The sequence below is a fragment of the Sphingobacterium sp. BIGb0116 genome (genome assembly GCF_024808035.1).
In the GTDB taxonomy this organism is placed as follows: domain Bacteria; phylum Bacteroidota; class Bacteroidia; order Sphingobacteriales; family Sphingobacteriaceae; genus Sphingobacterium; species Sphingobacterium paramultivorum.
The window spans coordinates 814,782-841,212 of sequence record NZ_JANUDT010000001.1; the positions used below are offsets into that span (position 1 = coordinate 814,782).

Here is a 26,431-nt window from a genome sequence, read left to right on the forward strand (position 1 = left end):
AATTATAGGGTTAAATCTAACTTAAAAACGCTATTTTATCGTTACAGTTTCTTTAATATCGAAAGAGCAATATCCATTGTTCAATCCTACCTTAGCAATGGCTGTATACGTCCCCGCTTTTGTGTAGGTATGACTCGCATCTCGTCCTGTAAAATCTTGCACCGTGCCATCGAACCGCATTGTCCACTGTCTCCTTGCCTGCATACGTAATGTTAAAATCAATCTTTGATGCATTTGAGTCTGAAGCCTTGTGCTCGACATCAATTAGAATAGATTGACCGAAACAATCCACCACGCTCTTCTCAACTTTATCACCGCAGGAAGAGACTGCTATCAGCCCCAAAAACAGGAGGCTCTTTTTTACAAGTTCCATAGAATAATCTGATTACACTTTTTTTGACAAGATAACAAGATATCCGTCACAACGTTTTCACTTTGTCCATTTTTTGTCTTGAAAAAAAATGATACATAATTCACAAAAACTTAATCATTTAAAAATACAGTATAAATAAACTTTGTTTAGTATTACAAAACTTATGTATTTTTATATAAAATGAAAAACCTAGCAACATATTACGTATTTGATCGCGCCAATACAGCGCTCTCCAAAGTGATTAAACCTATTCCACCTTTGCAGGATGGTGAAATTTTGGTCAACATACGTTATACCACACTCTGTGGCAGTGATCTTCATACCTATTGTGGGCTGCGCAACGAACCACGTCCTACAATTTTAGGTCATGAGATTGTAGGCGTTATCGCCGCGATTTCTCCTGATCATAGCGGACTTGATACACGAGGCAATCAGCTACATATTGGCGACCTGATTACCTGGACTGTTTTTTCCAGCGATCCGAATAGTGTCAACTATCAGCCGGATATTCCGCAGAAAAACGATAAGATCTACAAGTATGGTCACCGTCAGATAACCGAAGCGGATGACCTTCATGGTGGATTGGCCACACATATCATCTTACGGCCGCATACCTGCATACGAGTACTTCCAAAAGATATCTCCCCCGCAGTAGCCGCCACCATCAACTGTGCTGTTGCCACTTCGGCCGGAGCCCTTCGCCTGGCAGGAACCATTACGAAAAAAAACATTCATGTCGCAGGCATTGGATTATTGGGTCTGGTTAGCATTGCCATGTGCAAGGAAATGGGTGCCAAAAGTATCATAGCTTCTGACATTAATCCTGCACGTTTAGAACTTGCCAAGAAATTTGGTGCGACTGCTACAATAGATCTGCGTGAAACCACATCCAGCACAGCATTACAAGCTACAGTAATAGATCGATTTATCGACATGAGCGGCTCGCCAGAGGCTATGGAACTCGGCATCGAAACTTTGGCGCTCCATGGAAATGCTGTTTTCGTAGGTGCTGTGTTTAAGCAGCGCGCTACTGGGATAGACGCCGAAAAAGTGATTCGAAAGATGCTCACGATTAAGGGGCTGCACAATTACAACTATACCGATTTCTCCGCGGCTGTAGATTTTATCATCGAAAACTGGCAAAAGTATCCCTTCGAATCATTGATCGAACGCGACTTTCCACTGGCCGAAGTCAATGAAGCGATAAGCTATGCATTAACGCACAAACCAATACGAGCAGGTTTATTCATCAACCCCTCAACGGAGCAGCTTTAATGGAAAGAAAATTTAGAAAAGACCAGTGGAAAATGTTGTTTGTAACCATGTTTTGCTACTTATTCTTTTACACAGGGCGACACAATTTTGGATGGGCAGCAAGGGGTATTGCCAAAGAGCTAGACATCAGTTTTCAGCAAGTAGGCTGGATCAGTTTTGCAATGTTAATGGGCTATGCGATAGGCCAGCTCATCAATGGAAATCTCGCAGATCGATGGAGTCCCAAGATTATGATTGTCGCTGGCGGGGGGCTATCTATTCTCTGTAATCTCGCCATCAGTTTTGCCAGCTCCTATATTGCTATTTTGGTCCTTTGGACATTAAACGGCTATTTCCAGTCCATGGCCTGGGGCTCTGGAGGTAAGCTTATTTCCAACTGGTGGAACAGTTCCGAACGTGGCAAGGCCTTTGGCTTTTATACCATGGCTGCCGGAAGCTCTTCTGTTTTGACCTTTTTGATGGCCTTGTTACTCGTCCAACAGGAACAAAGCTGGCGTACACTATTTCGCTATCCCATCTTATTTCTTGCCGGGTCATTAGTGGTCTTTCTATTTGTAGCATATAGCGATCCCAAACGAAAAGGATATACTTCTGCTGAAGAAAAAGAAGGAATAGCGAAGCAGGAAGACGCACAGGAAAAGGTTTCAGCATCGGAAAAACAAGACAACTGGAAGCAGTCCTATCTACACGTATTTCGGCATCGCAACTTTATGATCGCTTCGCTGGCCATTGGATTTCAAAGTATGGCACGCTACGGTTTAATCTTTTGGGTGCCGATCCACTTTTTAGGGAACAACTATAAAGAATCCTCAGGCAACATGTGGCTTACACTGCTCATCCCAATTGGAATGGCTCTCGGAGCCCTATCTTTTGGGTACATTTCAGACCTCGTCTTTAACAAAGATAGAGGTAAATCTATTGCCGCAGGTATGATGATCAGCTGCATTATTGCTCTTCTCATTTATTGGTTACCTATTCACAACCACCTTCTGATGGGTATGCTCATGTTTACCTCAGGTTTCTTTGTATACGGTCCACAAGCCAATTTCTGGACCTTGAGTCCAGACCTATTGGGAGCCAGGCTCGTCGGGACAGGCATTGGTGTAATGAATATGTTTGCGTATGTATTTGCTGCTGTCGGTGAACCTTTGTTTGGTAAGCTGATCGATTACACGGGCAATACTGCCAATATATTTCTTTTCGTTGCGCTAATATGTGCGATATGTGCAACAATCATTAGTTTTGTCCAAAGCCCAAAATCAATATCAATTAAAAAACCATGATAAACCGAAAAAAATTCCTAAAAATTGGCAGCCTGGGTATTTCGGGACTTTTAGTTCCCGCCGCATTCAGCTTTGCAAAAACACGTACAGACCTAGACTCTGCAGCATCTGAGAACTTGGGAGCGAGACAGCAAAACCTAAAATTCGGTATTATTGCCGACCTGCATTATGACCTTATGCATGATGGTGAACGTCGTGCTCAACTTTTTATCGATGCAATGAACCATGAACAACCCGACTTCATTATTTCCTTAGGCGATTTCTGTGTCCCAAAATCCGCCAACAAAAAACTGATGGCTATATGGGCACAGTTTAAGGGTAAAAAACACTACGTACTGGGCAACCACGATACCGACGGCGGATTTACCAAACAGCAGGCTTTGGCTTTCTGGGATGCAACATCCCCCTATTATTCTTTTGACGATAAAGGTTTCCACTTTGTGGTGCTGGACGGCAATGAAAAAGATCCCGAAAATAAGATTGAAGGCTATCCACGTACCATTGGAAAAGAACAGCTTAATTGGTTAAAACAGGATCTCCAACAGACAAAACTCAGAACGATTATTTTTTGCCATCAAGGGCTCGATAATACCATGGGCGGCTTAGATAATGGCATGCAGGTACGCTATTTACTTGAACAGATCAACAAGGAAGCGGGTTTCAACAAAGTCATTCTCGTTTTGACAGGACACCATCACCTCAATTATCACAATGAGATAAACGGCATCCACTACGTACAGATCAATAGCTCTTCGTACTATTGGGCAGGCGAAACCTTTGAGAGCAAAGCTTTTGATGCAGCGTTCTATAAAGATCATGGCATCTTAAAACGCACATTGGTTTATCAGGATCCCATTTGGGCAACGGTATCGATTGGTAAGAAAGATATTACGATTCAGGGAACGGAAACCGTTATAGCAGGCATTCCACTCGACCAAACCGGAATTGATGTTTACAAAGACGTCTATCCCATTACTTCCAAAGTCGACTCCCGTAAACTGATGTACTGATGCAACAATCAGTGAATAGCCTGGTAAAAATCCCCTGATCTAAAAAAAGAAGCCGCTTTCCATAACGGAAAGGCGGCTTCTTTGTACTTCTTTCTTTCGACATCTTCAAGCAGAGCAACCCTAATGATTGGGTTCTACTTTTGTTCGCTATCGGTCTGATCGAGGACTATCTGTTGAATCGGCAAAGCCATATCGATACCTTCATCAGCAAAAGCTGCATAAATTTTGGTTAATAATCCGCTCTTGACACCGCCACTATCTTTGGATATTCTGACCCAAAAATAGAGTTCGACCACCACTGCCTGCGAGCTCACCTGCACAAATTGCACAGCAGTGCCACCTGAAGAAAGAATCTGCTCGTCCTCGTCCATTATTTTTTTGAGCAGCTGAGTTACCCATTCAAGGTCTACCCCATATTTTACCTCAAGTCGAATACTGAGACGTTTTTTTGCACCACCCTGGCTCCAGTTCATCACATGTGCATTGAGCAGATCCCCATTCGGCATAATCAGATCGGCCCCCTCTGCTGTCGCAATTACACTGCTGCGAAATCCGATAGATTTCACTTTTCCCGATCGCCCACCGATCTCAATTAGATCATCAACATTCACAGGCTTTTCAAAGGCAATGATCAAACCACTCACAAGATTGTTGACAAGCGTCTGCAAGCCGAAACCTATTCCTACACCCAACGCCCCTACGATAATTCCGATCTGCTGAACCGGAATCCCCAGCGCAGAAAAGGCCAGAAAAAATCCAATCACGATAATCGTGATCCGAACGAGCAAAATCCAACTTCCCAGTCTAAATTTATGCTGAGCTGCCCCTTCCTTTTTCTCCCATTGGGAGTCCGCAGCAAAATAGGAAACGATCTTCGAAAGCACCGTTGCACAGACCATAATTAATAGAAACACCGCGAGGTTATTGACGGAAAACTGATAGTTACCCAAACGGTGTTCGGTTTCCAAAAAGTCTCTCAAGGGATCTGCAAGGAACCTGAATTCGTAGAAATTTCGGCCAAAGAGCACAAACCATCCCACAATCAATACCGCATAGAAAAAAGCCGGAGCTCTTTTACCCACCCGATTATAATTGATAAAAAATAGTCTTCTTTCCTGTTTCTCGTAGACAGAAGAAGCCAATTGCAATCCCTCATTTACCAAACGAATCACCCACAAAAACAAAATAAAGACCACAGCATTTGTCAATCCCGCTATCAAGAGCACTTTACTGAGGTTAAAACGCCCGAAAAGATTCATTATAATGGATGCAAATTCCAGGAAAACCATAAATGCGATCGGAAAAAGTATCCAGCGTTCTTTGATCTCATCGCGACGTTTCTTATTCAAGAGTGCCAGCAGACCAACCAGGCAAGTAAGGATAGCAATGACAAGAATCAGCCAGCGCTCCGATCGCGAAGGCTGAAGCACGAGGTTATCTAATCCGGCTAAAATAAATAGGGTCAGAATGGAAAGCCATATCGCCATCCAATACCCTGTTATTGCCGGTCTAAAAACGAGGGATAAAAAGACCGAGGCAACAGTCAATATGGTGATCGTAAACACAAAAGGTGGCGCGGGAAATATAAATTGCATGACGCACAATCCGATGATTAACCCGCTCAGAAGCGGTCGGCGCAACAACAGACTTGACTGAACCATATTTTTATCGTTGATCCTCCTGCGCAATACATAGACATAGGAAACTACGACCAGGGTTGCCAAAAAAAAGAAAAGCAGTTTTCCCAGATGCGCTCTCAAATAATAAAAATAGAGCCATTTTGCTTTCACGAATGAGAAGAAGAGGATTTCATTCATCGGTCGTTCAAACTTACTTGGGAACCAAATATTGACAAAGTTGCGAGCTATCGTTCGGTTAGAGAGCCGGTTCTGGTAATAGAGCACCTCCTCCATATCCGATTCCAGCCGTGCCAGCTCGATATTAATTTTATTCTGCAGTTCGTGGACACTGTTGATCCGCTCTGCCAATTTCAGCGTAATGGGTGAAATCTCCCTTGCGATCACCCGAATCCTCCCCATATACCGGGCAAGATTAGCAGAATCCTTGGAGATGACAAAAAGTGCGGGGTCATTGCTCAACGAGTCGAGATCCAATTGATAATTTGTGATCCTATCCTGATAACGGTCCATATCGCGTTTTAAACTCCTTACCTCTATGGAAAGTGCGTTCAAGATGTTGAAGGTCACTGTAAGGTTGCGCGATGATTGGGCAGAACCCTTGTTTTCAAAGACACCATCTTTTGCAATATCGTGTAAGACGATCAACTCCGTCAGCCCTTGGTCCACGTTCAACGAATCGAAACCTTTGTGCAGAAAGGAACGCGATTGGCTCGCCAATAACTTAATATCCTCCAATACCCGATTTTGGCGGATGGCTGCACGGTCCATTTCCAAATCCCGGACACTCCTTTTAGCCGATTCTTTAAAAAATCGTTCCGTCTTGGCGACAAATCCCTGTTGAAGAGAATCTTGCGGATTACCAAATAGCACCTTTGAAAACAGTATGATGAAGAAACACGCTAAAAATTTCCTACTCATTGCCATTGAAGTTTATTTTTTTCCTTTAGGTATTTAAATTGTACTATGAACACCTAAATGTACATATATTGCTTTAATATTGTTTCATTATCCTTCATTTAACAGCAAGATATTTTATAGTTATCTCCCCCTCAATTCGATCTTTCACAAAGCCATAGCCGTTTCGGTCAAAACGCTATCAGTAGCCTAAAAACACGTCCGGGTTCATTTAACCATGATTCCAAGGCCAATTGCGCATCTTCCACCCGAAAAACACCCGTTATCAGTTCTTCGATCGGGCAGGTTTTCATTTTCAAGTAATTCATTACAGCAGCAAAATCCCTTGCCGTAGCATTGCGCGACCCTCTGATATCAAGCTCTTTTTTGACAAAAAATTGTGTATCAAAAGGAATCGCTTCCTTTGCATACCCGATATACAGCACTCTGCCTGTATATGCAGCGGCAGCAATGGCCGCCAGGTATGTTTCCTTTCGGCCAACGGCTTCGATAACAACATCAGCTCCCATGGACTGAGTCAACACATCCAACCTCGCATGCAGATCTTCCGTAGCGCTATTAATCGTATACTTTGCACCTAATTTTTTCGCTAGTTCGAGCTTTTCAGTACTCACATCCACAGCAATGATTGTAGCCCCCCGTAATACCGCCCGAATGATCGCCCCCACCCCAATCATACCACATCCAAATACCAATACAATATCGCTGTCTGTTACCGATGCTCGGTCAACGGCGTGGAAGCCCACACTCATAGGTTCCACTAGAGCCAATTCTTTGGATGAAAGTTGTCCCCCAGCGATGATCTTTTCAACAGGTAAGACAAGATATTCGGTCATGGCGCCATCGCGCTGCACCCCCATGGTCTCGTTGTAACGGCAAGCGTTGGGCCTATTATTTTTACATGCGGTACAAACACCACAGTTGGAATACGGGTTTACTGTAACGTTTGTACCAACCTTAAGATCAGTTGTTACATTACTCCCCAATTCCACGACCGTTGCCCCAATTTCATGCCCTGGTATGACCGGCAAATTGACCAATGGATTCAACCCCCGAAAGGTATTCAGATCTGAACCGCAGAACCCAACATAATCTACCTTTACGAGGACATGCCCATCTTTAACAGTCGGCTGCGGAATATCCATGATTTCCACACGTCCTTCTTTCACTATTTTTATTGCTTTCATTTATAAATGGCATCAAGATTTAAATAACAATTGCGTTGATTATGAATTGGATCAAAGCTCATATCGGAATCGATGAGATTTCCTGTTTTGGAATCTTTACTAGTATCGTATAGTCAAAAATAATTATATAGAATGGAGAAAGGAACTACATTAGCGATAAAAACTAACACGATATCGATCCATCCCCATTATATATCACAAAACCTCTCTTTCAAAAATCTCAAATAAGGGAAGGTTATCAACGATCAGATAAATTGCTTTATGCTAAAAAGATATTTATCAGATAAGTTCAGCTACTCGTAAAGCTGTTATGAAACCATAGCCTTCAAAAAAAACAAAACTCTCGGAATAATTCCACAAAAAACATACAACGATCTCTTAGAAATGCGTTGCTTGCGCAAAAAAAACACATTATCGACAACTGTAGGTAAAAAGTGCTATTTTTTTTTGAGAAAACGAGTATTATTGTATCTGAGATTAATATGGTATCTAACTATTTTTCCGCTTCGCATAATGATAAATAACGAAAAGAATAAACTCGATTTTACACTATTGAATATTGGCTATGCGGAACATCTGGCAGATTGGAACTTTCAAAATATTAAGAGTCCCTTTGCAAGAATACATTATGTATGTGAAGGTGAGGCATCTATTATTTTAAAGGATGAAATCATTAAACTTCGACCTGGCCATCTCTATCTTACACCAGCCTATATCCATCATAGCTATGCCTGTTCAGCTAAACTCTCGCTCTATTACATCCATATCTATGAAAATCCCGAAAGAAGGTCAAGTATTTTTGATCGTTACACTTTTCCAAAGGAGATCAAATCTGATCAGCTATTGGAGACTGTCATCCAGCATCTCTATGCCTCGAATCCAGGTCGTGAGTTAAAAATTTACGATCCAAAGGGCTACGATAATTCATCAGAATTAATGAAAAACATGGCACTTCAAACGGCTTCGCCTTTCGCCAGAGCCTCCGAAAACCAAGCGATCATTCATTTGTTGATGAGCCGATTTCTAGCAGAAGCGACCAACAAAATACCACAAGTAGAAAAACGACTTCTGCGTGTACTCGATTACATAGACGAAAATATCAATCATACGATTTCAATCGAACAACTTGCCAATCTGATTTTTATCTCCAAAGATCATCTGATCCGACTTTTCAAAAAACACATGAATGCCACACCGGTACATTACATCAATCAAAAAAAAATAGAAAAAGCACAGTTGATGATGTTAATCGATGAAGACAATATCCAACAGCTGTGCTTTAAATTGGGCTTTGAAAATATATCTTATTTCAACAGACTCTTTAAAAAAATAACGGGCGAAACACCTACGATTTATAAACGTCGAATAAGCAGATAAAGCAACCCATTATGAATAAGATCTTGAAGACATTGCTTTCGTTGCTAATTATGATGCCCCATCGGCAGCTTAATTTTCTTTAACTCCTCCAAATTATGTATTGGTCGCTCCAACTCGTAAGGAATCGGCTGACGCGAAAAACACTGAAAGTACTGTAGACAAGCATCTTTCCACCAAACTGCATCTCTAGCTTGGATTCTCAGTTTAGCTTGAACAGCCAAAAAACGTGGTCGATCAATATATTTTTCCATACGATCCCAAACTTTTTGAAACTCCCTCACTTTTTGGACACCGTGGTCATAACGGAAACATAATTCGGTCCAAAGCGTATTGCTGCTATTCATTCGATAATTCCAGGAAACATGATAAAACCACAATAAAAGATTTTCCGGACAGGTGGATATATTCCCATAAATCTTGTCCAATGGTGGATTATATTGTGTTACAGCACGACTTCCATTAACCGTTCGGTCAAAGCCCAATCCCACGCTATCCGCATTATGGTAATACCATGGCATCCAGTCTGGACGTCCCCCCGGAATATCTCCCCAAGGTTCTGGGCCGTAATGATGCTCAAAAGCAAAAAGGTGATGCAGGCCTAAAGGCATCATATAATCGACTGCTGCCTCCCGTGATTCAAGCATCAGCTTCTTTATAGGTTCTACAAACTCCTGGACTCCCGTAAAAGTCATTCTTATCCACTCATCCGCTATCTGAACCGACGACAGGTTATTGTTCCAAGCCAAACGACCAAAGGCATACCAGTTGGCTTGGGCAAAATGATGCCCCGTCCAATTGGTATCCAAACCAATATTGGCGACAGCAGCGATTGCAGTTTTACGTCCCAAATGCCCCCTACTGTCGGTCAATTTTGACACCGTTTGCCCTTTCCCATTGGCATAGGTATCACTATCCAATACTTCCTTAAACAAAGGAGCCAAATAGACCAAATGATTAGAAAAGCCTAGATATTCCTGTGTCAATTGAAATTCGAGCATCTTTGCTGTATTTGGCATCGCACCCAACAAAGGATTGAATGGCTCTCGGGGCTGAAAATCTATAGGCCCATTTTTTACTTGAAGAATAACATTGTCCCGGAACTCGCCATCAAGGGGAACAAACTCTTGATAAGCCTGTTTGGCACGGTCATCTTTAGTCGGATGATAGACAAAAGCCCGCCAAAAAACTATACCACCATAAGGACTTAGCGCATCGGCAAGCATATTTGCCCCATCCGCATGGGTTCTTCCGTAATCTTGCGGTCCTGGTTGTCCTTCAGAATTTGCTTTAACCAAAAATCCACCGAAATCCGGAATTAATGCATAAATTTCTTTGACTTTGGATTTCCACCAGCGCTTAACTTCCTGATTTAAGGGATCTGAATTGGTTAAACCGCCTATGTTTTGAGGTGAGGAAAAATTGATTGAGACATATACTTTAATGCCATATTTACGAAAGACATCCGCCAATGCTTTAACCTTTTTCAGATAATCCGTCTTCAAGAGATCCGACGAAGCATTCACGTTATTCAATACCGTCGCATTAATTCCTATTGAAGCATTGGCTCGTCCATATTGTTCATATCGGGGTGAAAGTTTATTCGGCAACTCCTCCCAGTTCCATAATGAATGCCCGGCATAGCCGCGTTCTATTGTCCCGTCGAGATTATCCCAGTGGTTTAAAACCCTGATATCATAGGCAGGTATTTCAACCAATCCCGAGCGGGGTATCCCTGCTCCCGTTTCCTGAAGACGTAATAAATGATAAACAGCATATAATATACCCACAGATTGGCCTGCAATCATATAAACCTGATTTTCGTGTTGGCTTATCTGATAGCCATCTTTTAAATCCTTTCGGCTAGGATCTAATTTTAAGATGACATCCCCTCCCTTCCAGTAACATTCCAGTTCCTGTTTTGCCAATGCCAAGGTTACATCGGTTGATTTTCCTTTGATAACCTGGATGGTGCCTACAGGTTTTACCTGTTTTGAAAACCGCAGCCACAATTGGCTGCCATCCTCCGACCGTAAAGTAGCGGGGAAAATAAAAAGCAACGCCAACAATAAGAAATGGAAATACATAGTATACCTCATCCGTAAAAAAACAAATACATCTTTTAAGAAGACAATCCATCTATTGGCTTAATATGACCATTCTCATCATACGTCAACTCAATAACTTTCATGCTTCTGAGCCAGGTCTTTCCTCCAGATGGAACCGAGTCGTGATAAAATAGGTACCACTTGCCCTTGAATTCCACGATGCTGTGGTGTGTGGTCCAACCAACAACAGGCGATAAGATCACCCCTTGATAAGTAAATGGTCCATAAGGATTGTCTCCGATGGCATAACAAATCAAATGGCTGTCGCCTGTAGAATAGGAAAAATAATACTTACCTTGATATTTATGCATCCAGGAAGCTTCAAAAAATCGCTTTTCCGTATCCCCATGCTTTAATGGTTTGCCCTCTTTATCTAAAATAACTAGATCCCGCGGCTGTTCCGAAAACTCCAGCATATCAGCAGACATCTTGACAACCTTAGGCGACAATGCAGTTTCATCAGATTTTGGCAATTCATTGGGCGAAACAATCTTATTATTCCGATAAAATTGGAGCTGTCCACCCCATATACCACCAAAATATAAATAATAGGAACCATCTGTATCTTTATAAGCACATGGATCAATACTGTAGCTTCCCTTAATTGGATTATCCTGCGGCACAAATGGTCCATAGGGTTGGTCTGCCATAGCGACACCCAGTCTAAAAATATCGTTTTTGTCTTTCATGGAGAAATACATATAGTACTTCCCATCTTTCTCGGCTACATCGGAATCCCAAAGCTGACGACCGGCCCAGGGAATGTTTTTTACATCCAATACCTTTCCATGATCAACAACCGCCGCATTGATATCTTCTAGGGAAAATACATGGTAATCCTGCATATCAAAATGGTCGCCGTTATCATTTTCGGGGATGCCGCTTTCCCTATCGTGAGAGGGATAAATATAAATTTTGTTTTCAAAAACATGTGCTGAAGGATCAGCCATGTAATCTCCCGGATATAAATACTTACTTTTGTTCATTTTTCTTATTTCTTTTTTTTTTTTGAGTCAACGCAATAATATCCTTTACAAAAGGTTTGGGCTGATAATTCCGGTCAAATAACAACGGATAGTCTGTACGTCCCGGAATAGGCCAGCCATTCTTCCATGAGTCTCCATCGCCAACACCCCACAATGTCACACGTGATATTTTATCCCGATGTTTGAGATATAAATTAAAAAACGCTACATATCTCGCTCCCAACTCATTCATTTTCGCTGCAGGAAGTCCTTTTTCGTACGGATTCATCGCTTTACTGTAGGCATGACGCTCCCCTATTTCCGCTCCCATATTGGGACGTACATGCGGTAGGACCGAAATATCCATTTCCGTCACCATTACCTTCGCACCAAGCCCCGCAAATCCGAGTATGGTTTTTTCGACTTCATCGACCGATGGATTGTCCAATGCATTATGTTCCTGCATACCAATTCCAGTGACCTGCCCACCGGCAGCCTTTACCTGTTGCACCATGCGCATAATACCCTTTCTTTTTTCGGGGATAGCAGTTGAATAATCGTTATAATATAATTCTGCATTTGGATCTGCCTCATGCGCAAATTTGAAGGCCAATTCAATAAATTGCGGCCCGATGATCTGGTAGAATTTGCTTTTACGCCATTCTCCATTATCCAATATGGCCTCATTCACCACATCCCAACCAAATACCCTTCCTTTATAACGGGAAACAACGGTTTGTATATGCTTCCGCATGCGTTCGATAAGTACCTCTCGGGTGACCTCTTTCCCATTTTTATCGACAAAAAACCAAGCTGGTGTCTGCGAATGCCAAATCAGCGTATGACCGATAATTTGCATTTTATTTTTTTCTCCAAATGCGACAAAGCGGTCCGCATCCTTAAAATCGAACTCACCTTCCCTTGGTTGCAAAAACATACTTTTCATACAATTCTCGGCAACTATGGAGTTGAACTGCGTTTTGACCACCGCGACCGCTGCCTGATCGCGCTCCCATATCTGATCAAGGTTTAATGCTGTTCCTATAAAAAATTTATCCTCAAATGCATCTTTCAAGGTCAATGAATCAGGAGCCCCCTTCAGGTTCTGCAAAGTGGCTGAAGCAGCAGGACCAAATAGTAAGGCTGCTACCGCCACAAAAATAGTTTTTAACATCTTCATGGTTTATTTTTGATTAATAAGTATGTCTTGATTCTATATCTTGGTTGATTTTGTCGATCGTTATATCATCCAGTTCGTATTTGGAGATAACATACATCGCGAGCACCAAAAGTACTGCAGGAATAACAGCCACCAACCATAGAATTCCCTTTTCAGCCAATGCAGATTGGCTTACGGCATTATCTTTATCAAATTCAACATAAGTCAGTACCAATCCAGGGACGACTCCTCCCAATGCCATTCCAGCCTTATAAAAAATACCTGTCAGTGCATTGACAATGCCCGAAATACGCTTACCGGTTTTATATTCGCCATAGGATATGACTTCAGGTACAAGTGCCCACATATACCCCGTAGCAACGATTACACCAGTTGATTTGATAAACTGAGCAGCCAATACCAGTCCAATACTACTCTTGAGTGTCTCGGCGGATGAAATTATGTACAACATGAGCATTCCAAGGATAGCGACAGTCAGAAAAACATAGAACATTTGCTTCTTTCCTATTGTACGTTTGATAGCCGGCACCAATGGCATAAAAATAAAAGCAGGCAGGGAGCCCAGAGCCATAAAATAAGGCAGCATATCCGGAGCATGTACATTATAGATCATGTAGTAGGATCCTGCCGAATTACCGATGGCCATCATCGCAAATGCTGTAATGAAAAAAAAGGCCAAAATACGCAAAGGCCGATTGTGCTTAAATTCTCGCCATAGATCAGATACGTGTACATTATCAGTATCCTTTTCATCCATAATAACCCGTTCTTTTGTTTGTGAGAAACAAAAAATCAGAAGGGCCAATCCGACTAAAGCATAGATCAGCATCGTTGTAAACCAGGCTTCGGCCGAAGCTTTTGAGTTTATCTTTCCATCCGGAGCGAGATACTGTACGACCAGCGGTACGCCATACCCAACAGCCAGCCCGCCCACGTTCGCCATAAACATGCGCGTCGATGTTAGTTTTGTCACCTCGTCCGTATCTCTCGTCAAAGAAGCATTTAAAGCACCATAGGGAACATTTACTAAAGTATAAAGCATTGATAGGCCAACATAGGTAATATACGCGTAGGCCAAAGAACCCGAAAAGCCATTCCAAAAACACAGAATTGCAAACCCCGTCAATGGAATTCCTCCCAACACCAAATAAGATCTGTATTTTCCCATCCGTGGATTTCTCTTATCGACAAATGCGCCTACAATGGGATCCCACAACACATCCACGATTCGGACAATGAGAAACATGACTCCTGCCGAAGCAGCAGAAATTCCATAAACATTGGTATAAAAAATCAGGAGGTACATCGAAACAGTCTGGTAAATAAGATTCTGTGCAAGATCACCAGCGCCAAACCCGACCCGTTGTTTCATTGAAAGTTTGTAAAAACCTTTAATAGGCTTTACCTCTGTTATACTTTGATCCATATAATTGGTTATTCGATTAGTTGAATTACAAGGGTAAAACTACAAGTAGCTTTCTACCGGGAACCAATACAAATGTTTTATATTCCAATAAAAATGTTTAAAAAAGGCTGTCCATTTTCATTGGACAGCCTTTTTCTACATGTTTGTAAAACCGCTTACCGGCTAACGATTCAATTCTTTACATACTTTACAAGATAGCTTTTGGTTTGCCCTTTGTAAACACAATCAATCTGTGCGTAATCGGTAAACGAGCTTCCTTGTTTAATTTTGATCTCAACTTCAGGGTTATTTGCCATAGCCTTCACCACAGGTATCTTCTTGTCGTTGGTTTCCATTGGAAAAGTAACTTCATAATGGTTGTAACCAACGATGCCGTTCTCATCGGTAGATCGCACAGGAATCGAAGGCAACATTAGTTTTTTGCCATTCACTGTAATCGTAACCGAAGGCGGTACCGGACGTTCAATTTTTTTGTCTTTCGAACTAAATCCCAATCCTATAAAATCAAAAAGCGGCTTGCCCTCTTCACCCTCAGCGACCAGAAACAAAGCATGTTTGCCATCCAAGTGATCGACATAATTAGAAACATCGACCGTAAATTGCTTTACTGTTGTCGCCGTATTTGCGGGAACTGTTATTTGAGCAATACGCTTTCCTTTCCAGGTTTCATTATCCCAAGGGCTATCCAGCCACACATTGACCTTAAATGAAGCTTGTGTTTTTGGTGTAATAAACAGATTGAAGGTCGTACGATTTCCTTTTTTTGTTCCCTCAAACGCCTTTAATCCAAATTTATCCTGTTTCAGGCCACCAAATCCAAAATATTTAAAACCTGCGATAGTTCCATTTTTCATATTTGTCACAGGCATATGGTTATCCCATACGTCCCATGAATCCTGTTGTAAACTGATATCTGAAAGATAACAGGCATATCCAGCCGAGTAATACCGATAGGGGTCTAATCCATAGAAATGGAATCCTTCCGATGTCACCTCTGCACCTTTATATTCTTTTCCCTGCTTATCTTTGATGGTTAAATTTTCTTGAAATGGGTCAAAAGCTCGGATAGCAACCATCCCACCATCTTTTACGCTTTTTTCATCCCACGAAACTCTGATAGGTTCTACTACCGCTTGACGTGCAAAGCCAAATCCGCGTGGCGGTCTATGGTAAAATACGTACCATTGTCCATTGATCAATTCGATACTGCCATGGGTATTATGCCCCGCATTGCTGGTTTCGATAGCCGATCCGTCTTTATTTAATACTGGAGCACGCGAATCGACCAAAACACCACCACTCTTCCAAGGCCCCAATGGCGAATCTGCCACCGCGTACCGCAAGGTTGAATTTGAGCTCCCTACCCCATATTCAGGACCTGAATACCCACTGTATACCGAAACATATTTGTTGCCGACTTTACGAATTGATGAAGCTTCAAAAAAATTAAAAGTTCCTAAATCCTCGCCCTTAAAAATATTAGGATAGGCGGTACCTTTTGGATCACGCAATTCACCATATCGTGCACTTGCTGGCAATAGATAATTAATAATTTCGGTACCTGGTCGTAGCGAATACATCGTTTTCTGATCTAACTGTGCCGCCATCGAGCGTTGAAAACCCCAAAAACCGTATGCCCGGAATCCAATTTCATAATCAGGATCTTTGGGATCCGTCACATATTCAATGTAAACGGCCGGATCAAACCCTAAGATACTTCCGGGCAAAGTACGCTTACCGTCTTCCGTGAGGTTTATAGGTTTAAAGGGGCCATTCGGTCGATCGCCTTTGACTACCATTGCTTCACGTTTATCTCCTCTGCTGTGTGGAAACAAGTAGTATTCTTTTTTTCCATCTTTACGTTTGACCTCTACAAGATCTGGGGCATACATCACATCCCATTTTCCATCAATCGGATAGCTAAAAATAGCACCCTCGTCTCGCCAGCTCGTTAAGTTTTCAATCGGCGCTGACCACATCCGAATGTCAGGCCCACAATAACTCGTAAAACGTAAATCATGGGAACCAATGATATATGCGCGATATTTCCCTGGCTGGTCAGGATCTTCAAAAACACGGGGTTCACCATCAGGGAGATGCTCCCAAAGTGGTAGGTATGGATTACCTATAGACTGGTGCACAAACCCCTTACTGAGATCCTTCACCATATTTTGCTGCTGCCCCAACGCCCGTGTTGTTGATAAAATTCCCGTAACGGATAATAACAATATCATTGTCCGTTTTTTTAAAACAATATTTAGTCCCTTCATAAATTGATTATATTAATTACTTAAATTGCTGAATTATATTTTACACTATTCAATTGATTTTTTTGCTTCGAACTACTCATGCTACCAATTATCGGTACGAAATGGCCCAGCTAGCATTCCTTCCTTGTTGACTAGATTTGCATCTTCGGGATTATTGCTCCATGCATAGCGGACTGCCTGTGGATTGCTGATCTTTGGATGACTCAATACAACCTCATTCCCACGTATAATTGCATTCGCCCATACAAATTTTCGGTCTGAACCTGCAATCGCAAAATGTTGCAATTTTTTACCATGACCGATAGCCAGTCCCTTTCCAATTTCGTTGAATGAAACGACAACTTGATTTCCATCGGTCCGCATATGTTTAAACCGTGGGCCGGAAGCGACTACTTGTTCGCCATACAACATCTTACGCGCGCATAGAAATAATCGCTTTGCCATATCCTTCTTATTTAGCGGATGTATATCGTTCCACTCACCAAGATCATAAGTCACGGCAAGCGCTGTTAAAGGAACCTCTTTGCTAACCTCAAATTGAGCCTCCCTGATCCTTGCCCAGTTAGACTCCGTTGGTAACGTATCTTTGGCCATAAAGTTGGGCAGCTGCACCATCAAAAAAGGAAGCTGAGGCTGACCAAATTGCGCGCGCCAATTACTGATCAAACTAGTAAGATAGCTTTGATAATAGGATGGATCACCCGCATTTGCTTCCCCTTGATACCAGAGAACACCTTTTATTCCATAGCCGCGCAATGGATAGATCATTCCGTTATACAGGCCTGAACCAACCTGCCCCAAATGCCGCAGGCGGCTTTTATACTTTTCAACTTCTTCCTGGTCGATCGCAATTTGCCAACGCCATTCGCCTGCAAGATCAATACATACATCGTCCAATCTAATCTTATAGGATTTATCGGGTGTAAATCCGCCATCCCCTCCATCCGATCGCAGGCGCACGGTTAAATTATTTCTTCCTGCATGAAGTATCCCTGCAGGAATATCGTAAATCCGCGGCGGGTAACGGTAGGCAGTAGAACCTACAAAATGACCATTGACATACACCGAATCGCTATCGATCGAAGTCCCCAAATACAACTTGGCATGCCGCCCTTCTTTAGCTTCCGGAACAGTGAAATTCTTACGGTAATAACGTACCCCTTTAGTAGTTCGCTGCGCTTTTTCCCAGTATTCAGGCACCAGCACCGTTGGCCAATCCGAATCGTTATATTCTTCTTCCGTCCAATAATCCGCTCCCAGATCTCTTTCGGCCAACCGAAGGCTATCGACAGCATGTTGATCTAGCAACAATTCGGGAAACTTTTTCAGATATTTCTGATCAATCCAGCGCTCTATTCCTGATCCGCCGAGACTAGATACGATCATTCCGACAGGAATACCATTATGCCGATAGGACTCCATAGCATAAAAATAGGCCAATGCCGTCCAATTCATAACATCAGAGGCGATTCCCGAATGCCATCGTTCACCAGAAGGTATATCTTCCTGTCTATCCACTATACTATTTTGTGTCGGCACCTTGAAATAACGGATCATATGATTATTCGATTCATTTATTTCAGGAAAACGTTCGACAAGCCGCTTAATCGGTGTCTCCATGTTGGACTGGCCCGAACAGAGCCAGACATCGCCAATTAACACATCCCGAATAACAATGTCATTGATCTCCATGAGATAAGGACCACCGTAATGCTGTGGCGGGATATGCACAGACCACTTACCATCCCTCCCTGCTTCTGTATAATAGTATGCACCTCTAAAACGAAGAGTAATCTTTTCGCCTTTCGCTGCCCATCCCCAAATATTGAGATCGATATCCCGCTGTAGAACCATCTGGTCCCCCAGGATTGCTGGCAACCGTACACTGGCAGCACATGGTAGTAGTCCGAGAAGCCAAACAGTAACCAGCGTTAGACGACTAAAAGATGAAAAACAAAAGAAATTTTCTATTCTAAAAAACATATTCTACCACTTTACCTTCCAAATTTCCAACAATCGAAAAACAGAATATTCGACGGAGCCTTGCCTTTAAAAACAAAGTATAAATCATGTATTCCCTTCACTTTATCGGCTAGTACGGTCTCCACTGTAGTCCACCGGTCATCGCCCCCTGTCATAGGAACTTGTATGGTAGCTAATAAAGCCCCGTCGATCGCTCCCGAACGAACCTCCATGCTGACTCCACCGTTATGTGTTGTTCCCACCCGTGCAAAAAAAGTGCGGGCACCTTTCTCACCAAAGTCAACATTTTTCACACAGGTATAAGCTCCATCTTTCCTTGCCTTTATAAAAACACCTACTTTTTCACGCTGATAGGATTTAACATGCTCGGACCAAGCAATCATTTCGGCCTGATGAAGTTCGTAAGGGTTTACGTTTGCTAGCCCCTGAGTAATTCCTGCAGTCATTTTCATCGGCGGGATACTGCCGTCTGGATTAAAGTTTAATTCCTGAACAGCAACAGAGCGCGTGAAACCTCCCCCGCCGGGTAAAGCTCCATTGTGATAAAAGAAATAGGTCTTCCCTTTAAAATCGACAACACCAGGATGGTTTGTAAATGCTTTTCCTTCGGCTGACATAACTACACCACCATACTTCCAGGGTCCTTCGGCTTTTTTGCTGGTCGAATACCCAATAAATTCAGGTAAAGGGCCTCCCGGCCAAAAAAGATAATACAAGCTGTTTCTTTTGTACAACCAGGGACCTTCCTCGTAGGTTGTAGGTCGTTTCGGATCTCCCGCTCTTTTTCCAAATGATGCTGCTGTCATCGGAACCTCAACGATATCACCCGCATAAGAGATCATATCTTCATTCAGCCTGACATATTTCAGCTGAGGATTCCCCCAGTACATATGTGCCTCACCATCGTCATCAATAAACACAGTCGGATCGATATCGCCCCATTCACTCTGTAGTAATGGTTTTCCCAAGGGATCATGAAAAGGTCCCAACGGACTATCAGCAACTGCAACACCGATCGCACCACGATTGTTGAGTTTAGAAATAACAGGCACATATAGATAAAATTTACCATTCTTTTCAACACATTGCGCCGCCCAAGCATCCCCTTTTGCCCATTCAAAATCTGTATAAGAGAGAATCGCACCATGGTCGGTCCAGTTCACCATGTCATTGGTTGAATACACCCGCCAATTGTTCATATTAAACCAGGTGGATTCTTCTTCATCCTGCGTGGTATAAAGATAAAGACGGTTATTATACACTAATGGTGCCGGATCCGCCGTATAGGATGTCTGTACGATCGGATTTTGTGCTTTTAACGTATTTATTGAAGGCAAAAACAGGAATTGGAATCCAAACAGAAATAACGTAAAAAATTGTTTTCTCATATCATCTTAATTTATGGTTAAATGGAAGTAATCAAAATCTACGTAGCCACTAGCCTCTTTACTTGCATAGTTAAAAAGTCCGAACCGATACCCCATAAAATGAGGAATGGTGTAACTCATTTTTAGCACGTTACCTATCATCTTCCAATGGTGTCCATCGGTGCTATAAAAAAATTGGGCCGTATCTTTTTTGTTTGAAAAATCGCAGTTTGCTTTAAGAAATATACGCTGCTGTTTGAGATTGATCTTCGCCAGTTCTTGTGGCGCCCCCGTCATCGCATTAATCATTACCAACGATTTTGTATTTCCTTCCATCCGGACTCCTACTAAACCATAGTTTTTTTGCAATAGCGATATTCCCGCAAAATCACCATCTTTCATGTTAGAAACCTCTATAGCAATAGCGGCGCTGCAGCTCGGGCCGATGGTGCGTTGCGTCAATGTATTTTTAGCTGAAAGAAAGTCATCAGTAAGGTCGCCGGTTCGCAGTCTCAAAAAGCCACTGCGTTCGGTCACTGACCAAAGATCAACAACTGGGTTATGGTTCCATTGCCATGCCAGGGGAAGGGCGGCTTGTCCGGCTTCCCGGTCAAAATCATCCGAGTCAACAATTCCGGGGCTTAAGCTTTTATTTGCGGGAAGATCCAATGTGGCCGGGACTTTTCCGTCAATACCAAGCACTGGCCATCCATCTTCCCATTTGACAGGAACCAAAAATGGAATTCGGCCTACAGCACCATAATCCTGAAAAAGATAAGCATACCATTTTCCGTTGGGCATATCAATCAGACCTCCCTGTGCCACACCCTGATCCTGCAAAACCACTTTCCCCTCATACGGACCTTCCAATTGGCTCGCCCGATGTACAATCACCGTGCGCATTCCTCCCGCTGGCCATGAAATATTAAAAAGATAATACATACCATTGATCTTAAACATTTGGGATCCTTCAGCAGGTAAACCGGCTTTGCCTTCTTTAGGCTTGGCGGGTAAAGAGGCATCGTCTATCAATACGCGTTGTGTTCCTGCTTTAACACCTGAAAAATCAGGCAATAATTCAGCAATATAGATACGTCCCCCACCCCAGATCATATATATTTTCCCCCCGTCAAAGAATAAGCTATGATCGTGCATCATCGGCTGAAATTCTTTCGAAACCCAGGGGCCATGTTCAATATCTGCTGTGTGGTAGACATGCGTTTTTCCTGTATTGGCCGAAAATGTACTGACATAGTACCGCCCCTCATGAAAGCGCAAACTGCTTGCCCAGGAGCCGTGCCCATACGCATTTTTATGGTTTGACAGATTGAGTTCATCCTGATCGCCAAGACGATCGTACGCATAATTAATCAACGTCCAATTGACCAGGTCTTTGGACTTCATAATCGGGACACCGGGGTTCATGTGCATGGTCGTACTGCTCATATAATAGGTATCACCGACGCGTATCATGGACATATCGGGCACGTCAGCAAAGATGATTGGATTATGGGCTTGCTGCGCCAATGCTCCCAAAAACGGGATCATTAAGGAGAAGACAAAAGCGCCGATTTTCATTCTTAACATATTGACAGGATTTATTAGTCGCATTAATTTAGTAAGCCTTAAATGTATAATGTTTTCCAGGCAAGGTTTGTACATCGTATTCATAATAGCTTGGTAATTCAATTCCTTTCAGCTGTGAATCTGCAGATTGAATACTTACTGGTGTTATTACAGGAGCTAAAAGGGTATTAGTCTGATCGCCTCTTGCGATTTGAAGTTCAGATCCTTTCAATGGCGAAGCTGTCCGTAGCCGCAAATTACCGCCTAAAGGTGAAAAGACCATTGCCTCCTTTATCTTCCCTTTTTTCCATTGCATTTCAATTTCAAATCCACCGCGCGCCTTGATACCCTTTACCCAACCCTCTTTCCATTGATCGGGAATCGCTGGCAGCAGATGCACAGCGCCATCGTGGCTTTGGACCAGCATCTCCGCAATACCCGCTGTTAAGCCAAAATTACCGTCAATCTGAAATGGAGGATGTGCCGTAAAAAGATTTGGATAGGTACGTCCATCGGGATGGTTTTCATCGGAAATGCTCAGCATTTTCTTTATAATTTCGTAGGCATGGTTTCCATCCAATAAACGGGCCCATAAATTTATTTTCCATCCAATTGACCATCCCGTCGCAAAATCACCTCGATATATCAATGAATTACGTGCAGCCTCAAACAATTTAGGCGTGCGGAACGGTGAAATTTGACTACCTGGAAACAATCCGTATAAATGGGATACATGCCGGTGTCGATTTTGAGGATCATCCACATCTTCCAGCCATTCTTGTAACTGATTAAATCGACCGATATGCATTGGTGGAATCCGCCGTGCCGTTGCCAGCAATGTATCCCTATACATTGCATCAACATCCAGCGCTTCTGCCGCCAAAGCGGTACGGGTAAGCATGTCGTAGCATAGTTGATTATCCATGGTCACGCCTGCCGCAAGTGGCCCTTGCTCGGGCGAAATTGAGGGACTCAGGACGAGCCATTTTTCAGCTGGATAACCGCGATGCACGACAAGCGCAGACAAAAGAAAGTCGCAAGCTCCCTTCATAACCGGGTAAAGTTGCCTCAAAAACTCTTTATCTCCCGTAAAAAGATAATGCTCCCAAAGATGTTGGGACAACCACAGCCCCCCACTTGGCCACATTCCGGCAGCCGCAAAATCAATCGGACTCGTCACGCGCCAGATATCGGTATTATGATGGGCCACCCAGCCACGCGCATGGTACAATGTCTTCGCGGTTTCTTCACCACGTTCACTGAGTTCTTTGATCATGGAAAATAACGGCTGAAGCGTACTGGAAAGGTTGGTGACCTCAGCAGGCCAGTAGTTCATTTCGGTATTTATATTGATTGTATATTTACTGTCCCATGCTGGTTGCATGGATCGGTTCCAGATTCCTTGTAGATTAGCAGGCTGGCCACCCTCTTGTGATGAGCAGATGAGCAAATAGCGCCCAAATTGAGCCAACAAGGTCACTAAGGCCGGATCCTGTGTACGGGCAAAGTCTGCAATACGCGCGGACAGCGGCAACTGTTGTTCGCTATTGGCATCCCCCAAATGCAGCTGGAATCGATTAAACTGTCTGCTGTAAGCAAGGGTATGCTGGTGTGAAGCCTGCTGATAGTCTTTGTCCATGGCCTTTTCCAATCTTTCTGCAGCCAGCTTATAGGGATCAGCTCCCAGTTGTTTATAATTTTGAAAATTACTCGCAATTGAAATATAAAGACAAACGGAACTTGCATCTTTTATATCAATCGATTCCTCTTTCACGACAAGCTGTCCATCGGTATGCTTTACTCCCGTATGAATCTGATAAACAACCTGCCCTTTAATACCCTCGTGATCGGATCCTCGTCCTTCTAAAATAAGCTTATCACCGGTTTTGTAAATAGTATGCTTCGACTCATTCTCATAAGTTAATGTGAAATTGAGTTTCCCCTTCTTGCTCGACTTTATTTTCATAACAATGGCATCATCAGCAAACGAAGTAAAAACTTCTCTGGTAAATGTTACCCCATCTACTGTATAACGCGACAACGCAACTGCCCGTTCAATATCCAGTTCGCGATAATAGTGCCGGTACCGTTCATGCCCAGGGAATCGCAGCAGAATATTTCCTGCCGTTTGATAGGGCATGCCATGTGTCTTAGTGAAGAAGGTTTCATTTGCAAGCTTATCGGCTTCAGCTGGTTTCCCATCGAATATATAATTCTGAATAGTTTTTAATGCCGCGCCGCCTTTCTTATTATCGTTGCGATAAGGACCTCCCGCCCAAATTGTTTCCTCATTAAGCTGCATACGCTCACAAGATGGAATTCCATAAACCATCGCGCCCAACCGACCATTTCCAAGCGGTAAAGCTTGTTCCCATACCTTTTCGTCTGCAGGCCGATCATACCATAGGGTCAATGCCGATCGCTTTTGGGCAAACAACACTGTAGTATGCAGTGACAAGATCGCAATGAATAGGCTTATGTACTTCCAAATAAATTTTTCAATCATTTTTCTTGATAGTATTTTTTGCAGTTTCGGAATTAATTCCCAGAGCTAACAAACTCATTTTAAGAACGGCCAAGGCAAACCTTCGAATTGTTTATTGCTATTATCAAATTAGTAAGGCCTTTATTTCTTATCCTTAAATAGCAATTGCGAAACATTATAGAGATCATTTCTCCATACATTGAAATCATGCCCGCCCGACTCCAGATAGTAAATATGAGGCACCCCATGTTCCGAAAGGTACTCATGTGTGCGCTTACTTATATTGAGCAAACCATCCTGGTCACCACAGGAGATCCACAGCAGTTTTAATTTATCTTTAGCTTCTTTCGGAACAGGCAGTAATTCCTGTGGCATCTTGGTATTGGGCGCGGAGGAAAAGCCGCCCACCCAGGCAAAAGTATCGATATGGCCAAGTCCAAAATTCAGGGCCTGTCCACCGCCCATAGACAATCCAAAAATCGCGCGGTGCTCGCGATCCTTGATAACGGGAAACTGCTTTTCAACAAATGGAATCAGGTCATCGAGCAGATCTTTTTCAAAAGTTGAAAACGCCGCTACCCGATCCGGTGCCATCACATTTCCACCAGCACGGTCATCTTCCATGGCGCGGCCATTGGGCATAATCACCAACATAGGTTCCATTTTTCCTTCTGCATACAGGTTATCAAAAATAACCTGAGGATTTCCATGTCTGAACCATTCCCGTTCATCACCGCCAATTCCGTGCAAGAGATATAATACGGGATATTTTTTTGCGGCACTGTATCCCGGCGGGGTATATAGCAGTGCTTTCCTCTTAACTCCTACAGTTTTTGAAGGATAAACAAGGGAATCTATTTTCCCAGTTGATGTCAATTTTCGCTCAACATCAAATCCCTGTGGGGCAGTCTGCTGCGCCTGGGCCACTAGGCTGGCGGAAAAAACGCACAACATGGTGCAGATCATCTTTTTCATATTATAATTGGTTTAATAGCAAATAGATAGCGAGGCTATCACCCATGACGGGACAACAGCCCAATTTCAACTAAATCACCACTTTCCTTTTGAGTACTCTTAATACCGCAGCTACAATAGCATCGGCGTTTAAGCCATATTTATCCATCAGCGCACTTGGCGGTCCCGATTCACCGAAGCTGTCGTTTACAGCCACATATTCCTGCGGAGTAGGCATTTTTTTTGCCAACAGTTGCGCTACACTATCTCCTAGTCCACCGATACGATTATGCTCTTCGGCTGTAACAACACAGCCCGTTTTAGCGACAGAAGTCAGTACGGCTTTCTCATCTAGTGGCTTGATGGTATGGATATTAATGATTTCGGCATCAATACCTAATGTTTCCAATTCTTCCCCGGCACATATGGCTTCCCAGACGAGATGTCCAGTTGCCAAAATAGTCACAGTTGTACCCGGATTGAGCATCAGGGCTTCGCCGATCACAAATTCCTGATCTTCCGGGGTGAAAACCGGCACCACGGGTCGTCCAAACCGCAGGTAGACTGGCCCCTTGTGTTTGGCAGCAGCTAGCGTTGCAGCCTTCGTCTGATTATAATCGCAAGGATTGATAACCGTCATCCCTGGAAGCATTTTCATCAATCCAATATCTTCCAATATCTGATGGGTCGCCCCATCTTCACCCAACGTAAGGCCGGCATGCGAAGCCGCTATTTTCACATTTTTATCCGAATAGGCAATAGATTGACGAATCTGATCGTATACCCGACCCGTTGAAAAATTGGCAAATGTACCAGTAAAAGGTATTTTTCCACCGATGGTAAGTCCAGCTGCAATACCCATCATATTTGCTTCGGCAATGCCGATCTGAAAAAAACGTTCCGGAAAGGCCTTGATGAAATCGTTCATTTTGAGCGAACCGATCAGGTCTGCACAGAGTGCAACCACATTTTCATCTTCCTTTCCTGCTTCCAGCAAACCGGCACCAAATCCAGAACGTGTGTCTTTTGATTCTGTATATGTATATTTTTTCATGTTAATCTATTTCAAA

At 43.0% G+C, this 26,431-nt stretch carries 18 protein-coding genes; 4 read left to right on the forward strand and 14 right to left on the reverse strand.

Translation table 11 applies throughout. From position 1 onward, the window contains the following. Positions 1 to 30 precede the first annotated feature (30 nt). On the reverse strand, positions 31 to 204 hold the full coding sequence (locus M2419_RS03545) for a PKD domain-containing protein (RefSeq protein ID WP_259254238.1): 174 nt from the start codon (positions 202 to 204) through the stop codon (positions 31 to 33). Between the two features lie 349 nt (positions 205 to 553). Here M2419_RS03545 and M2419_RS03550 point away from each other — a divergent pair, with 349 nt between their 5' ends. The 3 genes from M2419_RS03550 to M2419_RS03560 are packed head-to-tail and all read left to right on the forward strand — an operon-like array spanning position 554 to position 3,941. Continuing rightward, a complete protein-coding gene (locus M2419_RS03550) occupies positions 554 to 1,648 on the forward strand; it encodes a zinc-binding dehydrogenase (RefSeq protein WP_153846226.1) in 1,095 nt (364 codons plus the stop codon). Next, positions 1,648 to 2,931, forward strand: coding sequence for an MFS transporter (locus M2419_RS03555; RefSeq protein ID WP_227550191.1), 1,284 nt, complete (start codon positions 1,648 to 1,650; stop codon positions 2,929 to 2,931). Before M2419_RS03550 ends, M2419_RS03555 begins: the two co-directional genes overlap by 1 nt. Beyond that, the gene (locus M2419_RS03560) at positions 2,928 to 3,941 is read left to right on the forward strand and encodes a metallophosphoesterase (RefSeq protein ID WP_159727870.1); all 1,014 of its coding nucleotides are present in this window, start codon (positions 2,928 to 2,930) and stop codon (positions 3,939 to 3,941) included. The genes M2419_RS03555 and M2419_RS03560 overlap by 4 nt, the downstream gene beginning before the upstream one ends. Positions 3,942 to 4,075: 134 nt before the next feature. Here the strand turns inward: M2419_RS03560 and M2419_RS03565 are convergent, their stop codons facing one another. Beyond that, positions 4,076 to 6,499 carry a mechanosensitive ion channel family protein gene (locus M2419_RS03565; protein WP_259254240.1) on the reverse strand — a complete coding sequence of 808 codons (2,424 nt, stop codon included), beginning with the start codon at positions 6,497 to 6,499 and terminating at the stop codon, positions 4,076 to 4,078. A gap of 167 nt (positions 6,500 to 6,666) precedes the next feature. After that, positions 6,667 to 7,683: a zinc-binding alcohol dehydrogenase family protein gene (locus tag M2419_RS03570; protein WP_153846229.1), complete on the reverse strand. Its 1,017-nt coding sequence runs from the start codon at positions 7,681 to 7,683 to the stop codon at positions 6,667 to 6,669. Between the two features lie 513 nt (positions 7,684 to 8,196). On the opposite strand from M2419_RS03570, the gene M2419_RS03575 reads away from it, so the two are divergent. Next, positions 8,197 to 9,060, forward strand: a complete 864-nt coding sequence (locus tag M2419_RS03575; protein WP_159727874.1) for an AraC family transcriptional regulator — start codon at positions 8,197 to 8,199, stop codon at positions 9,058 to 9,060. Positions 9,061 to 9,104: 44 nt separating this feature from the next. Here M2419_RS03575 and M2419_RS03580 read toward each other — a convergent pair whose 3' ends face one another. The 11 genes from M2419_RS03580 to M2419_RS03630 form a co-directional block, all read right to left on the reverse strand. Continuing rightward, complete coding sequence (locus M2419_RS03580) at positions 9,105 to 11,156, reverse strand: alpha-glucuronidase (protein ID WP_259254241.1); 2,052 nt, start codon at positions 11,154 to 11,156, stop codon at positions 9,105 to 9,107. Positions 11,157 to 11,179: 23 nt separating this feature from the next. Beyond that, the gene (locus M2419_RS03585; RefSeq protein ID WP_159727876.1) at positions 11,180 to 12,151 is read right to left on the reverse strand and encodes a glycoside hydrolase family 43 protein; all 972 of its coding nucleotides are present in this window, start codon (positions 12,149 to 12,151) and stop codon (positions 11,180 to 11,182) included. After that, positions 12,138 to 13,304, reverse strand: a complete 1,167-nt coding sequence (locus M2419_RS03590) for an endo-1,4-beta-xylanase (RefSeq protein ID WP_159727878.1) — start codon at positions 13,302 to 13,304, stop codon at positions 12,138 to 12,140. The genes M2419_RS03585 and M2419_RS03590 overlap by 14 nt, the downstream gene beginning before the upstream one ends. 19 nt (positions 13,305 to 13,323) lie before the next feature. Next, a complete protein-coding gene (locus M2419_RS03595; RefSeq protein ID WP_153846232.1) occupies positions 13,324 to 14,736 on the reverse strand; it encodes an MFS transporter in 1,413 nt (470 codons plus the stop codon). A 170-nt stretch (positions 14,737 to 14,906) separates the two neighbouring features. After that, entirely contained in the window at positions 14,907 to 16,970 is a 2,064-nt protein-coding gene (locus M2419_RS03600) for a hypothetical protein (protein ID WP_200845567.1), read from the reverse strand. A 117-nt stretch (positions 16,971 to 17,087) separates the two neighbouring features. Then, a complete protein-coding gene (locus tag M2419_RS03605) occupies positions 17,088 to 18,989 on the reverse strand; it encodes a sialate O-acetylesterase (RefSeq protein ID WP_200845568.1) in 1,902 nt (633 codons plus the stop codon). A gap of 11 nt (positions 18,990 to 19,000) precedes the next feature. Then, on the reverse strand, positions 19,001 to 20,377 hold the full coding sequence (locus M2419_RS03610) for a glycoside hydrolase family 43 protein (protein ID WP_088162338.1): 1,377 nt from the start codon (positions 20,375 to 20,377) through the stop codon (positions 19,001 to 19,003). Between the two features lie 6 nt (positions 20,378 to 20,383). Further along, the gene (locus M2419_RS03615; protein ID WP_227550195.1) at positions 20,384 to 21,943 is read right to left on the reverse strand and encodes a glycoside hydrolase 43 family protein; all 1,560 of its coding nucleotides are present in this window, start codon (positions 21,941 to 21,943) and stop codon (positions 20,384 to 20,386) included. A gap of 28 nt (positions 21,944 to 21,971) precedes the next feature. Next, on the reverse strand, positions 21,972 to 24,428 hold the full coding sequence (locus M2419_RS03620; protein WP_159727884.1) for a glycosyl hydrolase family 95 catalytic domain-containing protein: 2,457 nt from the start codon (positions 24,426 to 24,428) through the stop codon (positions 21,972 to 21,974). A gap of 120 nt (positions 24,429 to 24,548) precedes the next feature. Continuing rightward, positions 24,549 to 25,382 (reverse strand): esterase family protein, encoded by an 834-nt coding sequence (locus M2419_RS03625; RefSeq protein WP_153846235.1) that lies wholly within the window; start codon positions 25,380 to 25,382, stop codon positions 24,549 to 24,551. Between the two features lie 70 nt (positions 25,383 to 25,452). Further along, complete coding sequence (locus tag M2419_RS03630) at positions 25,453 to 26,415, reverse strand: transketolase family protein (protein WP_153846236.1); 963 nt, start codon at positions 26,413 to 26,415, stop codon at positions 25,453 to 25,455. Positions 26,416 to 26,431 lie beyond the last annotated feature (16 nt).

What these genes read in the sequence shown, in the direction of transcription:
- M2419_RS03595 (WP_153846232.1), bottom strand. Translation starts at nt 14,736, where the DNA reads ATGGATCAAAGTATAACAGAGGTAAAGCCTATTAAAGGTTTTTACAAA.
- M2419_RS03615 (WP_227550195.1), bottom strand. Translation starts at nt 21,943, where the DNA reads ATGTTAAGAATGAAAATCGGCGCTTTTGTCTTCTCCTTAATGATCCCG.
- M2419_RS03570 (WP_153846229.1), bottom strand. Translation starts at nt 7,683, where the DNA reads ATGAAAGCAATAAAAATAGTGAAAGAAGGACGTGTGGAAATCATGGAT.
- M2419_RS03605 (WP_200845568.1), bottom strand. Translation starts at nt 18,989, where the DNA reads ATGTTTTTTAGAATAGAAAATTTCTTTTGTTTTTCATCTTTTAGTCGT.
- M2419_RS03575 (WP_159727874.1), top strand. Translation starts at nt 8,197, where the DNA reads ATGATAAATAACGAAAAGAATAAACTCGATTTTACACTATTGAATATT.
- M2419_RS03585 (WP_159727876.1), bottom strand. Translation starts at nt 12,151, where the DNA reads ATGAACAAAAGTAAGTATTTATATCCGGGAGATTACATGGCTGATCCT.
- M2419_RS03610 (WP_088162338.1), bottom strand. Translation starts at nt 20,377, where the DNA reads ATGAGAAAACAATTTTTTACGTTATTTCTGTTTGGATTCCAATTCCTG.
- M2419_RS03630 (WP_153846236.1), bottom strand. Translation starts at nt 26,415, where the DNA reads ATGAAAAAATATACATATACAGAATCAAAAGACACACGTTCTGGATTT.
- M2419_RS03580 (WP_259254241.1), bottom strand. Translation starts at nt 11,156, where the DNA reads ATGAGGTATACTATGTATTTCCATTTCTTATTGTTGGCGTTGCTTTTT.
- M2419_RS03565 (WP_259254240.1), bottom strand. Translation starts at nt 6,499, where the DNA reads ATGAGTAGGAAATTTTTAGCGTGTTTCTTCATCATACTGTTTTCAAAG.
- M2419_RS03555 (WP_227550191.1), top strand. Translation starts at nt 1,648, where the DNA reads ATGGAAAGAAAATTTAGAAAAGACCAGTGGAAAATGTTGTTTGTAACC.
- M2419_RS03600 (WP_200845567.1), bottom strand. Translation starts at nt 16,970, where the DNA reads ATGATATTGTTATTATCCGTTACGGGAATTTTATCAACAACACGGGCG.
- M2419_RS03550 (WP_153846226.1), top strand. Translation starts at nt 554, where the DNA reads ATGAAAAACCTAGCAACATATTACGTATTTGATCGCGCCAATACAGCG.
- M2419_RS03590 (WP_159727878.1), bottom strand. Translation starts at nt 13,304, where the DNA reads ATGTTAAAAACTATTTTTGTGGCGGTAGCAGCCTTACTATTTGGTCCT.
- M2419_RS03620 (WP_159727884.1), bottom strand. Translation starts at nt 24,428, where the DNA reads ATGATTGAAAAATTTATTTGGAAGTACATAAGCCTATTCATTGCGATC.
- M2419_RS03625 (WP_153846235.1), bottom strand. Translation starts at nt 25,382, where the DNA reads ATGAAAAAGATGATCTGCACCATGTTGTGCGTTTTTTCCGCCAGCCTA.
- M2419_RS03545 (WP_259254238.1), bottom strand. Translation starts at nt 204, where the DNA reads ATGCAGGCAAGGAGACAGTGGACAATGCGGTTCGATGGCACGGTGCAA.
- M2419_RS03560 (WP_159727870.1), top strand. Translation starts at nt 2,928, where the DNA reads ATGATAAACCGAAAAAAATTCCTAAAAATTGGCAGCCTGGGTATTTCG.